This window comes from Pseudomonas macauensis, assembly GCF_047902425.1.
Classification (GTDB): Bacteria; Pseudomonadota; Gammaproteobacteria; order Pseudomonadales; family Pseudomonadaceae; genus Pseudomonas.
In genome coordinates this window covers 4,054,457-4,068,903 of record NZ_CP138377.1, presented here as the reverse complement: position 1 = coordinate 4,068,903, position 14,447 = coordinate 4,054,457, and the positions used below count along the sequence as shown (strand labels likewise).

Annotated in this window: 16 protein-coding genes; 15 read left to right on the top strand and 1 reads right to left on the bottom strand. The window is 64.4% G+C overall.

Features of this window, described 5'->3' with window-relative positions; translation table 11 throughout:
* The 12 genes from rpmF (at position 1) to SD196_RS18580 (ending at position 9,580) form a co-directional block, all read left to right on the top strand.
* Positions 1 to 183 carry a 50S ribosomal protein L32 gene (gene rpmF, locus SD196_RS18635; RefSeq protein ID WP_009621425.1) on the top strand — a complete coding sequence of 61 codons (183 nt, stop codon included), beginning with the start codon at positions 1 to 3 and terminating at the stop codon, positions 181 to 183.
* 3 nt (positions 184 to 186) lie between these two features.
* The gene (gene plsX / locus SD196_RS18630) at positions 187 to 1,194 is read left to right on the top strand and encodes a phosphate acyltransferase PlsX (protein ID WP_370599773.1); all 1,008 of its coding nucleotides are present in this window, start codon (positions 187 to 189) and stop codon (positions 1,192 to 1,194) included.
* Between the two features lie 104 nt (positions 1,195 to 1,298).
* Entirely contained in the window at positions 1,299 to 2,237 is a 939-nt protein-coding gene (gene fabD / locus SD196_RS18625) for an ACP S-malonyltransferase (protein ID WP_331319871.1), read from the top strand.
* 13 nt (positions 2,238 to 2,250) lie between these two features.
* The gene (gene fabG, locus SD196_RS18620) at positions 2,251 to 2,994 is read left to right on the top strand and encodes a 3-oxoacyl-ACP reductase FabG (RefSeq protein ID WP_152224538.1); all 744 of its coding nucleotides are present in this window, start codon (positions 2,251 to 2,253) and stop codon (positions 2,992 to 2,994) included.
* A 192-nt stretch (positions 2,995 to 3,186) separates the two neighbouring features.
* On the top strand, positions 3,187 to 3,423 hold the full coding sequence (gene acpP / locus SD196_RS18615) for an acyl carrier protein (RefSeq protein ID WP_015477931.1): 237 nt from the start codon (positions 3,187 to 3,189) through the stop codon (positions 3,421 to 3,423).
* A gap of 118 nt (positions 3,424 to 3,541) precedes the next feature.
* The gene (gene fabF, locus SD196_RS18610) at positions 3,542 to 4,786 is read left to right on the top strand and encodes a beta-ketoacyl-ACP synthase II (protein ID WP_343572798.1); all 1,245 of its coding nucleotides are present in this window, start codon (positions 3,542 to 3,544) and stop codon (positions 4,784 to 4,786) included.
* Entirely contained in the window at positions 4,786 to 5,601 is an 816-nt protein-coding gene (gene pabC, locus SD196_RS18605; protein ID WP_370599770.1) for an aminodeoxychorismate lyase, read from the top strand. The genes fabF and pabC overlap by 1 nt, the downstream gene beginning before the upstream one ends.
* A 6-nt stretch (positions 5,602 to 5,607) precedes the next feature.
* Positions 5,608 to 6,684: an endolytic transglycosylase MltG gene (gene mltG, locus SD196_RS18600; protein WP_275611924.1), complete on the top strand. Its 1,077-nt coding sequence runs from the start codon at positions 5,608 to 5,610 to the stop codon at positions 6,682 to 6,684.
* Positions 6,685 to 6,710: 26 nt separating this feature from the next.
* Entirely contained in the window at positions 6,711 to 7,343 is a 633-nt protein-coding gene (tmk, locus tag SD196_RS18595; RefSeq protein WP_416310532.1) for a dTMP kinase, read from the top strand.
* Entirely contained in the window at positions 7,336 to 8,322 is a 987-nt protein-coding gene (locus tag SD196_RS18590) for a DNA polymerase III subunit delta' (RefSeq protein WP_275611036.1), read from the top strand. The genes tmk and SD196_RS18590 overlap by 8 nt, the downstream gene beginning before the upstream one ends.
* A gap of 36 nt (positions 8,323 to 8,358) precedes the next feature.
* A complete protein-coding gene (locus tag SD196_RS18585) occupies positions 8,359 to 8,715 on the top strand; it encodes a PilZ domain-containing protein (protein ID WP_009621447.1) in 357 nt (118 codons plus the stop codon).
* 88 nt (positions 8,716 to 8,803) lie between these two features.
* Positions 8,804 to 9,580, top strand: coding sequence for a TatD family hydrolase (locus tag SD196_RS18580; protein ID WP_343572811.1), 777 nt, complete (start codon positions 8,804 to 8,806; stop codon positions 9,578 to 9,580).
* A gap of 263 nt (positions 9,581 to 9,843) precedes the next feature.
* Here SD196_RS18580 and SD196_RS18575 read toward each other — a convergent pair whose 3' ends face one another.
* On the bottom strand, positions 9,844 to 10,977 hold the full coding sequence (locus SD196_RS18575; RefSeq protein WP_343572814.1) for an aminotransferase class V-fold PLP-dependent enzyme: 1,134 nt from the start codon (positions 10,975 to 10,977) through the stop codon (positions 9,844 to 9,846).
* 84 nt (positions 10,978 to 11,061) lie between these two features.
* On the opposite strand from SD196_RS18575, the gene SD196_RS18570 reads away from it, so the two are divergent.
* The 3 genes from SD196_RS18570 to SD196_RS18560 all read left to right on the top strand — a co-directional run bounded on the left by SD196_RS18570 (position 11,062) and on the right by SD196_RS18560 (position 14,415).
* Positions 11,062 to 11,700: a TetR/AcrR family transcriptional regulator gene (locus SD196_RS18570; RefSeq protein WP_152224531.1), complete on the top strand. Its 639-nt coding sequence runs from the start codon at positions 11,062 to 11,064 to the stop codon at positions 11,698 to 11,700.
* Positions 11,701 to 11,793: 93 nt separating this feature from the next.
* Complete coding sequence (locus SD196_RS18565) at positions 11,794 to 12,762, top strand: GTP 3',8-cyclase MoaA (protein ID WP_416310531.1); 969 nt, start codon at positions 11,794 to 11,796, stop codon at positions 12,760 to 12,762.
* A gap of 192 nt (positions 12,763 to 12,954) precedes the next feature.
* On the top strand, positions 12,955 to 14,415 hold the full coding sequence (locus tag SD196_RS18560; protein WP_416310530.1) for an ArnT family glycosyltransferase: 1,461 nt from the start codon (positions 12,955 to 12,957) through the stop codon (positions 14,413 to 14,415).
* Positions 14,416 to 14,447 lie beyond the last annotated feature (32 nt).

Genomic DNA, 14,447 nt, shown 5'->3' with positions numbered 1-14,447 from the left:
ATGGCTGTTCAGCAGAACAAAAAATCCCGTTCCGCTCGTGACATGCGTCGTTCCCACGATGCCCTGGACGCGAACGCTCTGTCCGTAGAGAAGAGCACCGGTGAAGTTCACCTGCGTCACCACGTCTCCCCGGACGGTTTCTATCGCGGCCGTAAGGTCGTAGACAAGGGCTCTGACGAGTAATCCTTGTCCGCACCAATCATCGCGATTGATGCAATGGGTGGGGACTACGGTCCCCACTGCATTGTTCCGGCCTGCATTTCCTTTCTGGCCGAGTACGCCTCTCTTCAACTGGTCCTTGTTGGCCAGGCTCCCCTGATCGAAGAACACCTGCGCGACCTGTCCCCGGTTGAGCGCCAGCGTCTTCACGTTCACCACGCCAGCGAAGTCGTCACGATGGACGAGCGTCCGTCCCAGGCTCTGCGCGGCAAGCCCGACTCCTCCATGCGTGTTGCCCTCGAACTGGTTCGGGATGGCAAGGCCCATGCCTGCGTCAGTGCCGGCAATACCGGTGCGCTGATGGCACTCTCCCGCTACCTGCTCAAGACACTGCCCGGTATCGACCGTCCGGCGATGGTCACTGCCGTGCCGACACAGACTGGTCATTGCCATCTGCTCGATCTGGGGGCGAACGTCGATTGCAGTGCCGAGCATCTTTATCAGTTCGCCGTCATGGGTGCTGTCGCGGCGGAGACACTGGGCAAGCAGAATCCCAGGGTGGCGCTGCTGAATGTCGGTACCGAGGACATCAAGGGCAACCAGCAGGTGAAGCTGGCGGCCAGTCTGTTGCAGCAGGCGCGCGGGGTGAATTACATCGGCTACATCGAGGGCGATGGCCTCTATCGCGGTCTGGCCGATGTGGTGGTGTGCGACGGCTTCGTTGGCAACATCCTGCTCAAGTCCAGCGAGGGGTTGGCGGCGATGGTCGCGGCCCGCCTGGAAGAATTGTTCAACTCCAGCCTGCCGGCCAAGGCGGTGGGGCTGATGGCTATGCCGTTCCTGCGTCGGCTGCGTGGCGATCTCACGCCGTCCCAGCACAATGGTGCGAGTTTCCTGGGTTTGCAGGGCATCGTGGTGAAGAGCCACGGCAGCGCGAAAGAGGAGGGCATCCAGAGCGCCTTGCGTCGTGCGCTGCTCGAAGTTCGCGAGAATCTGCCCCAGCGGCTGCATGGCCGGCTGGAACATCTGCTCTAATGTGACCGCGGTCGTCAGACCGTCATCCAACTGTCAGTTCAATACGCCAGGCTTCCGCTGGCGATATCCATTTGATGACACAGACAAAAAAGGGAACTGTTGCAATGTCCGCATCCCTCGCCTTCGTATTCCCCGGTCAAGGTTCGCAGTCCCTCGGCATGCTTGCCGAACTGGGCACCCAGCACGCCATCGTGCGCGATACCTTTGCCGAAGCCTCTGCCGCCCTGGGTTATGACCTCTGGGCCCTGGTGCAGGAAGGGCCGGAAGAGCGCCTGAACCAGACCGACAAGACCCAGCCCGCCATTCTCACCGCTTCCATCGCCCTGTGGCGCCTGTGGCAAGCCGAGGGTGGCGCGCAGCCGGCCTACGTTGCCGGCCATAGCCTGGGTGAATATTCCGCGCTGGTCGCCGCCGGCAGCCTGGCCTTTGCCGATGCGGTGAAGCTGGTTGAGCGTCGCGGCCAACTGATGCAGGAAGCCGTTCCGGCCGGTACTGGTGGCATGGCGGCCATCCTCGGCCTGGAAGATGCCGATGTGCTGGCGGCTTGCACCGAAGCCGCCCAGGGCGAAGTGGTCAGCGCTGTGAACTTCAACGCGCCGGGCCAGGTGGTGATCGCCGGTGCGGCCAAGGCCGTGGAGCGCGCCATTGAAGGCTGCAAGGCGCGTGGTGCCAAGCGCGCCGTGGCGCTGCCGGTCAGCGTGCCGTCGCACTGCGAGCTGATGCGCCCGGCTGCCGAGCGCTTTGCCGATGCCGTTGAGGCCATTCAGTGGCAGATGCCGCAGATTGCCCTGGTGCAGAACGTTACCGCCCAGGTTCCCGCTGATCTGGCCGCGCTCAAGCGCGATCTGCTGGCGCAGCTGTACAGCCCGGTTCGTTGGGTGGAGAGCGTCCAACTGCTGGCCGAGAAGGGCGTCACCGACCTGGTCGAGTGCGGCCCGGGCAAGGTGCTGGCTGGTTTGAACAAGCGTTGCGCCAAGGGCGTGACCACCCACAACCTGGATTCCGCGGACGCCTTCGGGGCGGCACGCGCGGCGCTGGTCTGAGAGGAGATAAAGCATGAGTCTGCAAGGTAAGGTTGCACTGGTTACCGGCGCGAGCCGTGGTATCGGCCAGGCCATCGCCCTGGAACTGGGTCGCATGGGTGCCACCGTGATCGGCACTGCCACCAGCGAGTCCGGCGCGCAGAAGATTTCCGAATACCTGAAGGCCAATGGCATCCAGGGTTCGGGCATGGTGCTGGACGTCTCCAACGACGAGTCCGTGACCAGCACCCTCGAAGCCATCCAGAAAGAAGCCGGTGCTCCGGCTATCGTCGTCAATAACGCAGGCATCACCCGCGATAACCTGCTGATGCGAATGAAGGACGACGAGTGGTTCGACGTGGTCAACACCAACCTCAACAGCCTCTACCGTCTGTCGAAAGCCGTCCTGCGTGGCATGACCAAGGCACGTTGGGGTCGCATCATCAACATCGGTTCGGTGGTGGGTGCCATGGGCAATGCCGGGCAGACCAACTACGCTGCTGCCAAGGCCGGTCTTGAGGGCTTCACCCGTGCCCTGGCGCGCGAAGTCGGTTCCCGTGCTATCACTGTCAACGCGGTTGCTCCTGGCTTCATCGACACCGACATGACCCGCGAACTGCCGGAGGCGCAGCGTGAAGCGCTGCTCGGTCAGATTCCGCTGGGTCGACTGGGGCAAGCAGAAGAGATCGCCAAAGTGGTAGCATTCCTCGCTTCCGAGGGCGCAGCTTATGTTACGGGTGCCACGGTACCGGTGAATGGCGGAATGTACATGAGTTGATGTGACGTGTTGCTTCGCGGCGATGTCATATGCGCTGTCTAGAATCCCCAACGTACTGCGGACGGGATTAGGCAGAGCATCTGGGTTAGCCGCGAAGGGGCGTCAGCGTTCAGCTTGAAATGCAGAAAACCCTTTCTATACACTTACCCGCAGCCCAGCTGTACGGATTGTCCATAGGAGTGAAAACAAGGTATGAGCACCATCGAAGAACGCGTCAAGAAGATCGTTGCTGAGCAACTCGGCGTTAAGGAAGAAGAAGTCACCAACAGCGCTTCCTTCGTTGAAGACCTGGGCGCCGACTCCCTTGACACCGTTGAGCTGGTGATGGCTCTGGAAGAGGAATTCGAGACCGAAATCCCCGACGAGCAAGCCGAAAAGATCACCACCGTTCAGGAAGCCATCGACTACATCGTTGCCCACCAGGCATAAGACGTAGTCGTCGGTTCCCCGACGAAAGAAGCCGCACGGCCTGCAAAGGCGTGCGGCTTTTCTTTAACGCCGGCATCTGCCGGCGTTATTGCCGTGAAACGTATGAGAGGAAGTCACAGTGTCGCGTAGACGCGTAGTCATCACTGGCATGGGTATGTTGTCGCCCCTGGGTGTGGATGTGCCGAGCAGTTGGGAAGGCATTCTCGCCGGGCGCAGCGGTATTGCCCCGATCGAACACATGGACCTGTCCGCCTTTTCCACCCGCTTCGGCGGTTCGGTGAAGGGTTTCGACGTCGAGCAATACATGTCCGCCAAGGAAGCTCGCAAACTCGACCTGTTCATCCAGTACGGCTTGGCCGCCAGTTACCAGGCGGTGCGTGACTCCGGCCTGGAAGTCACCGACGCCAACCGGGAGCGCATCGGCGTTGCCATCGGTTCGGGCATCGGCGGTCTGACCAACATCGAAAACACCTGCCGTTCGTTGTTCGAGCAGGGCCCGCGGCGCATTTCGCCGTTCTTCGTGCCCGGCTCGGTCATCAACATGGTTTCCGGGTTCCTGTCGATCAACCTCGGTCTGCAGGGTCCCAACTACGCCATCACCACCGCCTGCACCACCGGTACCCACAACATCGGCATGGCCGCGCGCAACATAGCCTACGGCGACGCTGACGTGATGGTGGCCGGCGGCTCCGAAATGGCTGCCTGCGGTCTGGGGCTGGGCGGCTTCGGCGCGGCCCGCGCGCTGTCCACCCGCAACGACGAGCCGGCCAAGGCCAGTCGTCCGTGGGACAAGGACCGCGATGGCTTCGTGCTCTCCGACGGCGCAGGCGCGCTGGTGCTGGAAGAGCTGGAGCATGCCAAGGCCCGTGGCGCCCGTATCTATGCCGAGGTCGTGGGCTTCGGCATGAGCGGCGACGCCTACCACATGACCGCTCCGCCGGAAAACGGCGCGGGCGCCGCGCGCTGCATGAAGGCGGCCCTGCGTGACGCCGGCCTGAACCCGGAGCAGGTCGATTACATCAACGCCCACGGCACCTCCACGCCGGCCGGCGACATCGCGGAAATCGCCGCGGTGAAATCGATCTTCGGCGAGCATGCCTACTGGTTGTCGATGAGCTCCACCAAGTCCATGACCGGTCACCTGCTGGGTGCCGCCGGTGCGGTCGAGGCGATCTTCTGCGTGCTCGCCCTGCGCGACCAGGTGGCACCGCCGACCATCAACCTGGACAACCCCGACGAGGGCTGTGACCTGGATCTGGTGGCGCACCAGCCCAAGGAGCGTCCGATCGAAGTCGCGCTGTCGAACTCCTTCGGCTTCGGCGGTACCAACGGTTCCCTGGTGTTCCGCCGGTTCCACGGCTGATGCTGAGCTGGGTCGACGGCCGCAGCGCCGAGGTCCTGTCCGTGAGAGATCGCGGATTGGCCTATGGCGATGGCCTGTTCGAAACCATTCGCGTGTCGGCAGGCCGCCCGCGCCTGCTGGCACGCCACATGGCCCGGCTGGAAGAGGGTGTGCAACGCCTGGCCCTGCCGGTCTCGCTGGAGCGGGTCGAAGACGAACTGCTGCGTTTCAGCACGGCATTGGGCGATGGCGTCGCCAAGCTGATGCTGACCCGTGGCGAAGGCGCGCGCGGCTACGCGCCGCAGGCGGACGCCCAGGTGCGCCGCCTGCTGCTTGGCTCCCCGGCGCCGGCTTACCCGGCAAAGCACTGGGAGGAGGGCGTCCAGCTCTTCCCTTGCGCGACGCGCCTGGCCGAGCAGCCCTTGCTGGCCGGCCTCAAGCACCTCAATCGCCTGGAGCAGGTTCTGGCCCGCGCCGAGTGGGATGACCCGACCTTTGCCGAGGGCCTGATGCGCGACGTTTCCGGACGGATCGTCGAAGGTGTGTTCAGCAATCTGTTTCTGGTCCGCAATGGCGAACTGGTCACCGCCGAGCTCAGCCGCTGCGGCGTTGCCGGTGTAATGCGCGCCGAAGTGATCGAGCGCGCCGGCAATATCGGCCTACCGGTCATCGTGCGGGACATCGACTTCGCCGAACTGGCGCAGGCCGACGAGGTCTTTCTCTGCAACAGCCTTTACGGCATCTGGCCGGTGCGTGGCTTTGCCGGTCGTGCTTGGCCGGTCGGGCCGCTGACCCGTAAACTGCAAGGCCAACTTCGCGAACTTCTGGATTCCTGACACGTGATGCGCAAATTGCTGGTGCTGCTGGAAGGCGGCCTGCTGCTGGCCGGGCTCGTGCTGGGCCTGGCGGCCTGGGAGCAGCACCGCGCGCTGCAACAGCCGCTCCAGCTCACCGAAGAGCGATTGCTCGACGCGCCTTCCGGGGCGACGCCGGGCGGACTGCTGACCCGACTGCAGGACGAGGACGTGCTGCATGGCGGGTTCTGGCTGCGCCTGTACTGGCGCTTCAACCTCTCCGGCGAGGCGCTGCACAGCGGCGAATACCGCCTCAAGCCCGGCATGACCGCTGCCGAACTGCTCGACCAGTGGCGCGACGGTGACGTGGTGCAGTACGGCCTGACCCTGGTCGAAGGCTGGACCTTCCACCAGGTGCGCGAGCTGCTTTCCCGCCAGCCCAAGCTCAGCCAGACCCTGGTCGGCCTCAGCGATGCAGAGGTGATGGCCAAGCTGGGCAAGCCGGGTGTTTTCCCGGAAGGGCGTTTCTTCCCCGATACCTACCGTTTCGTCCGGGGCACGCGAGACATCGACCTGCTGAAGCAAGCCTACCAGCGCATGGACAACATCCTTGCCGAAGAGTGGGACAAGCGCGAGTCGGACTTGCCGTACAAGGACTCCTACCAGGCGCTGATCATGGCCTCGCTGGTGGAGAAAGAAACCGGCGTACCGCAGGAGCGCGGGCAAATCGCCGGCGTCTTCGTGCGTCGTCTGGAAAAGAACATGCTGCTGCAGACCGACCCGACCGTCATCTATGGCATGGGCGATCGCTACGCCGGCAAGATCACCCGCGCCGACCTGCGCGAGGCGACCCCCTACAACACCTACGTGATCGCCGGTTTGCCGCCGACGCCCATCGCCCTGCCGGGGCGCGAGGCCATCCACGCGGCACTCAATCCGGTGCCGGGTGACAGTTTGTACTTCGTTGCGCGAGGCGATGGCAGTCATGCCTTCTCCGACAACCTCGACGACCACAACAAGGCGGTTCAGGAATTTCAGCTCAAGCGTCGCGCCGATTACCGTTCCAGCCCGGCTCCGGTGCTTGCACCGAACGCCCCCGCCGGCGACGCCCCAGCGGCGCAGTAGCCCGACAAGAGATCAAGGAGAGCCGAGTGACCGGCCTGTTCATCACCCTGGAAGGCCCCGAAGGCGCGGGCAAGAGCACCAACCGCGAGTACCTGGCCGAGCGCCTGCGCGAGCGCGGTATCGAAGTCCAGCTGACCCGAGAACCCGGCGGCACCCCGCTGGCTGAACGCATCCGCGAACTGCTGCTGGCGCCCAGCGATGAAAAGATGGCGGTGGACACTGAGCTGCTGCTGGTTTTCGCCGCCCGCGCCCAGCACATCGCCGAGGTGATCCACCCAGCCCTGGCGCGCGGCGCCGTGGTGCTGTGCGACCGTTTCACCGACGCTACCTACGCCTACCAGGGCGGCGGCCGCGGCCTGCCGGTGGAGCGCATCGCGCAACTGGAAAGCTTCGTCCAGGGCAGTCTGCACCCGGACCTGACCCTGGTCTTCGACCTGCCGGTGGAAATCGGCCTGTCCCGCGCCGCGGCCCGTGGCCGGCTCGACCGTTTCGAGCAGGAGGGCCGTGCCTTCTTCGAAGCCGTGCGCAGCACCTACCTGGCTCGCGCCCAGGCCGAGCCTGCGCGCTACCGCATCGTCGATGCCGCCCAGCCGCTGGCCGAGGTGCAACGCAACCTGGACGCGCTGCTGCCGACCCTGCTGGAGCGCCTGCATGGCTGATATCTATCCCTGGCAGCAGGGCCTCTGGCAGCAACTGAGCGGCCGCGAGCGGCATGCTCACGCCTACTTGCTGCATGGCCCGGCCGGAATCGGCAAGCGTGTGCTGGCCGAGACGCTGGTGCACTTGCTGCTCTGCCAGAAGCCGACGAACGGCAAGGCCTGTGGTCAGTGCAAGGCCTGTCAGCTGCTCGCTGCCGGCACCCACCCGGATTTCTTCCTGCTGGAGCCGGAAGAACCGGAGAAGCCCATCCGTGTCGACCAGGTGCGCGAGCTGGTGGATTTCGTGGTGCAGACCGCTCAGTTGGGTGGGCGCAAGGTGGTGCTGCTGGAACCCGCCGAAGCGATGAACCTGAACGCCGCCAACGCCCTGCTGAAAAGCCTGGAGGAGCCCTCCGGCGATACGGTGCTGCTGCTCATCAGCCACCAGCCCAGCCGGCTGTTGCCGACCATCAAGAGCCGCTGTGTGCAGCAGGCCTGCCCGCAACCGAATGCGGAGCAGAGCCGTGCATGGCTGGCCGGCGCCTTGCCGGAGGAGTCGACGGAAGGCCTGGACGAGTTGCTGGTACTGGCCGGCGGTTCGCCGCTCACCGCGCTGCGCCTGCATGGGCAGGGCGTTCGCGAGCAGCGCGCACTGGTGGTGGACGGGGTGAAGAGGCTGCTCAAGCAACAGGTCGCCCCCAGTCAGCTGGCGGAGAGCTGGAACGCATTGCCCCTGCCGCTGCTGTTCGACTGGTTCTGCGACTGGGCCTTGCTGACCCTGCGCTATCAGTTGGCGCGCGATGAGGCCGGCCTCGGCCTGACCGATATGCGCAAGGTGGTGCAGTACCTCGCCGAGAAGTCGGCACAGCACAAGGTGCTGGCGATCCAGGAGTGGTTGCTCGCGCAGCGGCAGAAAGTCCTGAACAAAGCCAACCTCAATCGTGCCTTGCTTCTCGAAGCCTTGCTCGTACAGTGGGCAAGCCTTCCCGGGCCGGGCTAGAATCCGCCCATTGGATACAACTGCCAGGACAGCTGAATGAGCTTGCCACCGAATCTGGGTCCGCGGAACGGAATCCTGTCCCTGACGATCAAGGACAAGTCCGTATTGTATGCCGCCTACATGCCGTTCATCCGTAACGGTGGTCTGTTCATCCCGACCAACAAGACCTACAAGCTGGGCGACGAAGTCTTCATGCTGCTCAACCTGATGGACGAGCCGGAGAAGATCCCGGTGGCCGGCAAAGTGGTCTGGATTACGCCCAAGGGCGCCCAGGGCAACCGTGCGGCGGGTATCGGCGTGCAGTTCAACGATGGCGACAATACCGCGCGCAACAAGATCGAGACCTACCTGGCCGGCGCGCTGAAGTCGGACCGTCCGACCCATACCATGTAGCTCATGCCATGCGAGAATGGCAGGCTATACAGGCTGCAAGCACGAAGCGCCCGAATGGGCGCTTCGTCATTTTCCGGAGAGTGTTTTCATGCTGGTCGATTCCCACTGCCACCTTGATCGCCTCGATCTTGCCGCCCACGGCGGTTCGCTGGATGCCGCGCTGGACGCCGCCCGTGCGCGCGGCGTCAGCCAGTTCCTGTGCATCGGCGTCAGCGCGGACAACGCCAAGGCGGTGAAGGACCTGGCCGACCGCTACGCCGACGTGCACTGCTCGGTGGGCGTGCATCCGCTGGACCTGGAGCCTGGCGTTGCGCCGGCGCTGGACTGGCTGCTGGGAGAGCTGAATCATCCGCGCGTGGTGGCCATCGGCGAAACCGGCCTGGATTACCACTACGAGCCCGAAGCCGCCGAGCTGCAACAGGAAGCCTTCCGCCTGCATCTGGAAGCGGCGAAGGTCACCGGCAAGCCCGTCATCGTTCACACCCGTGAAGCCCGCGCCGACACCCTGGCGCTGCTGCGCGAGGCAGCGCTGCCGCAGGCTGGCGTGCTGCACTGCTTTACCGAGGACTGGGAGATGGCCAAGGCGGCGCTGGATATCGGCTTCTACATCTCCCTGTCGGGCATTGTCACCTTCCGCAATGCCGAGCAACTGCGTGAGGTGGCGCGCCAGGTGCCAGTGGACCGCCTGCTGGTGGAGACCGATTCGCCGTACCTCGCCCCGGTGCCGCACCGTGGCAAGCCGAACCTGCCGGAGTATGTGCGCGAAGTGGCCGAGTACCTAGCCGTGCTGCGCGGCGTGAGCGTCGAGACCCTGGCCGAGCAGACCACCGCCAACTTCCGTCGGTTGTTCCCGCTGGCAAAGTGATCCCGGGCGCCGATCACGGCTGTTCGATTACAGAAATCGCGCGCAAAAAAAACCCGGGTTCTGGGGGATGAATCCGGGTCAAGACCATTAGGAGTGTAACAATAAGGTACGCGATCCTCGGTACCTTCACCGGCGGGGCACTTGGGGGGAGATGCCGCGCACCGGTATCTGTAAGTATTGGTCAAGATGACGCGGCTGCCACAGGGGGCCGGGTGTTTTTTAAACGGATTTGGAATACATCACAGCGGGCTGAGCACCTGGGCTCATTCCTGCGCCATTCCGGCGATCAATGCCATGGTCTCCTCGATCACCTTTTCCGTCGTATAGAAGTGTGGCGAGAAGCGAATGCCGGCGCCGCGCTGGATGCACACCACCTGTTCCGCGCGCAGGCGCTCCAGTAGTCGGGCATTGTCCCAGCCGGCCAGGCTGAAGGTCAGGATGCCCGCGCGACGGGACGGATTCAGCGGGCTGTGCAGCGTCGCGCCGGAAATCCGCGCCAGCCCGTCCTGCAACTGCTGCACACGCTCCCCAACCAGGGCGCCGACCTTCTCCATGCCAACCTCTTCCAGCAGGCTCAGGCTGGCGTCGAGCGCCACGGCGCCGAGCATGTTCGGGCTGCCGCACTCGAAGCGCCGCGCGCTGCGCGCCGGCTGCCAGTGGTCCAGATCGTAGTTGCCGGCGTTTTCCAGCATGTGCCAGCCGTACTCCTGCAGCGCCAGTTGTTCCCGTTCGGCGGCGCGGCAATAGAACACGCCCAGGCCTTCCGGGCCGAGCATCCACTTGTGGCCGTCGGCCATGGCGAAGGCACAGTCATAGGCCTGGACATCGAAGGGCAGGGCGCCGAGCTGCTGGATGGCGTCGATGCAGAACAGCACGCCGCGCTGGCGACAGCCGGAGCCGAGGCGCTCCAGGTCCATGCGCAGGCCGCTGGCGTACTGCACCGCGCTGATCGACAGCAGGCGTGTGCGCGGGCCGCAGGCGGCAAGTAGGTCACCCTCGGGATCGGTGCCGTTCAGGCTGACCGGGACGACCTCGACACCCTTGGGCTTGAGCGCTTCCCAGACGATCCGGTTGGAGGGGAATTCCTGGTCGCTGATCACCACCTGGTCGCCGGCGCGCCAGTCCAGCCCGAAGGCGACGAACGACAGCGCCTCGGAGGTGTTCTTTACCAGTGCGATATCGCCGGTGGTCTGGGCGTTGAGCAGGCGTGCCAGGCGCTCGCGCAGGCGCTTCTCGATGGTCAGCCACTGCGGGTAGTCGCGGGCGCCGAGCAGGACGTTTTCCTGAGCAAAGGCAGCTACGGCGTCAGCCGCACGCTTGGGCCAGGGCGCTACAGCTGCGTGATTCAGGTAGTGCAGGCCGGACTGTTGGGGAAATTCGTGGGAGAAGCTAATCATGTCGGATGATCCGTGCAATTTGGCGCTGAATAGGCATAATACGCGGCTTCGAATTTTGACTATTTTTGACCGAACAGTCTTTTTATGCAGAAAGAGCCGCGCAAGGTTCGCGAATTCCGTCGTCGCGAACAGGAAATCCTCGACACCGCCCTCAAGCTGTTCCTGGAGCAGGGCGAAGACAGTGTCACGGTCGAAATGATCGCCGATGCCGTGGGTATCGGCAAAGGCACCATCTACAAGCACTTCAAGTCCAAGGCGGAGATCTACCTGCGCCTGATGCTGGACTATGAGCGCGACCTGGCGGCGCTGTTCCATTCCGAAGACGTGGCGCGGGACAAGGAGCGCCTGTCGCGCGCTTACTTCGAGTTCCGCATGCGCGATCCGCAGCGCTACCGCCTGTTCGACCGCCTGGAAGAGAAGGTGGTGAAGACCAGCCAGGTCCCGGAGATGGTCGAGGAGCTGCACAAGATCCGCGAGTCCAACTTCGAGCGCCTGAGCCAGCTGATCAAGGAACGCATCGCGGCGGGCAAGCTGGAAGACGTGCCGGCCTACTTCCACTACTGCGCGGCCTGGGCGCTGGTGCACGGCGCCGTGGCGCTGTACCACTCGCCGTTCTGGCGCGAGGTGCTGGAGGACCAGGAGGGCTTCTTCCAGTTCCTCATGGACATCGGCGTGCGCATGGGCAACAAGCGCAAGCGCGACGGCGATACACCGGCCGCCTGAGTCGATATTCGCGCTGTCCATCGTCGCTCGTGCGACAGGTTGGCGGGTGAGGGTGGGGATATACTGAACGGGTGATCCCCACCGGAGCCGAGCATGATCGTCGACCGCCAGGGCAGGCGCTTCCGTAACCTTCGGGTCAGCCTGACCGCCGCCTGCAACTACGCCTGCACCTACTGCGTGCCGGATGGCAAGCGTCTGGTCGCCGCTCAGGACGAACTGTCGGCCGAATCCCTGGTGCGTGGCGTCGCCTACCTGATCGAAGCGGCAGGCATCGAGCGCCTGCGGGTGACTGGCGGCGAGCCGCTGGTCAGTCCCAAGCTGGACGCCTTCCTGCACGGCGTCAGCCGCCTCGGTCTGCAGGACATCGCCATCACCACCAACGGCCAGTTGCTGTCGAAGAAGCTGCCGCTGCTGCTGGATTGCGGTATCCGCCGTCTCAATGTTTCCCTCGATACCCTGGATGCCGACGCCTTCCGTCGCATCGCCCGAGGCGGTGATCTGGCAACCGTGCTCAAGGGGCTCGACGAGGCTCGTGCCGCGGGACTTAAGATCAAGCTCAACATGGTGCCGCTGCGCGGGCAGAACCTCGACCAGGTCCTGCCGCTGCTGGACTACTGCCTGGGGCATGGCTTCGAGCTGCGCTTCATCGAGCTGATGCGCATGGGGCACCTGGCTCGGGACCCGAACGCCTTCAACCAGCAGTTCATCGGCATGCAGGAGCTGCTGGAGCTGATCGGTTCGCGCCACCCCTACATCCAGGCCAACGCGCCCGTGGATGCCACCGCGCTGCGCTACGAAGTGCCGGGACAGGGCTTCTTCGGCGTGATCGCCAACGAAAGCGTGCCGTTCTGCCGTACCTGCTCGCGCCTGCGCCTGTCGTCCACCGGCTGGCTGCATGGCTGCCTGTCGTCGAGCAATCGCCATTACGTCGGCGATCTCCTAGACAAACCCCGTCACCAGGCCCTGCCGGCGCTCCAGCGCCTGCTGGTGCGTGCCTTGGCGGACAAGCAGGAAGTCGCCTTCTCCGGCGGCGTCACCGTCATGAAGATCATCGGCGGCTGATCCGGGAGTTTCCGTCGGCCTCCGGCTGGAGCAGAATGGGCGCCGCTTCGTGGCGGCGCGCGGTCATCCGGCCGATTCGCTCCTGCCCGCCGCTTGCCTGAGTCGTATCCCGGCCCGTGATGCTCCGCATCGCGGGCCGTTTCTTCGCCCCATCCTTTGTCCTTGTCCGTCGCACCGCGGGAGGTTGCATTGATGCAGGAACGTATCGAACTGGAACAGGGGTTCTGGTTCCTGGTGGTTGTAGCGTTGCTGTTGGTTCTGTGTCTGTGGGGCAATGGCGATATCGCTTTCCTCAGCGTCAATGAGGCGAGGCGGGCGGTCACGGTTCGCGAGATGTACCAGGCGAACGACTGGCTGCTGCCGCACATGAACGGCGATCTGTATCTGGCGAAGCCGCCGCTCTTCTATTGGCTGGCACTGATTCCGGTGTACCTGGCGGGCGCCGTGTCGGAGTGGGCCGTACGGTTGCCCTCGGCGCTGCTGGCGCTCGCCACGCTGGCCGGCACCTTCTATTGGGGGCGCGGCATCGGTGGGCGCGGCCTTGGGCTGTTCGCTTGCATTTTCCTGGCGGCCAACGCGGGATTCAGCCAGTTCGCCCGGCGGGCGGAAATCGAGATGGCGCTGACGGCGTTCTGCTTCCTGTCCCTGCTCAGCGCCTATGTCTACCTGTTCATCGATGGTCGTCGCCGCTGGAGCCTGCTGAGCTATGTCCTGCTTGGTTGCGCGCTGCTGACCAAGGGGCCGGTCAGCCTGCTGCTGGTGACCTTGCCGGTGCTGGTCTTCGCCCTGATCCAGCGACAGGAGCGCGCACGGTCCTACCTGTGCGACATCCCAGGCTGGCTGATCGCCTTGGCGCTGGGGGCGTCCTGGTATGCCGCCGTGACCTTGCAGGAGGGCATGGATGTCTGGAAGGCGATCTTCCAGCAGGACATCGTCGAGAAGGTCAAAGGTAGCGGCGGCAGCGACCCCTGGTATGCGTACCTGCTGTATCTCGCCGGTGACTTCTTCCCGTTCTGGCTGTTGCTGTTGGCGGGGCCGCGGCAGCTGTGGCGGCAGATCAGGCAGAGCCCGCAGCTGATCCTGGCGCTTTGCGCGATTCTCGTACCGCTGATCGTTTTCTCCCTGTTCAGCGACAAGCACGCCAAGTACCTCCTGCCCACCTACCCCTGCGTTGCATTGCTGCTGGCCTATCACTGGATGCAGGTATTCGCCCGCCTCGGCGGCTGGCGGCGCAAGGCAATGCAGTGGGGGCCCCTGTTGCTGCTGTTCGGCTTTGTCGGCTTCTACACGGTACTTGAGCGCACGGTCTTCGCTTATCGATACCAGGCGTTGCCGGAAATCACTCGGATTGCCGCGGCGCATCCCGCTCTGCCGCTCTATAGCCTCGACGTGCCGGACATGCGCCTGGTGTATTACGCAGGGCGTCCCGTCACCCGCTTGTCGGCTGATTCGGCAACCTCGACCGCTGCTGGCCTGCTGTTCGTACCCGGAAAATTGCCCGCTGCGCTGCAGCCAGCGTCGCATTGCGTCAGCGATACGGTTCCGAAGTACCTCAGTCGCCGCAAGGAGCTGCAGGTCGTTCTGCTGGGCGGCGCCTGCGGCAGCGGGGGCGATACGGCCAAGCAGCCGATAGCGGGAAATACCCATGGCTGAACTGCGGCCGGGGCTCGCGAGCGCTGTAGCCG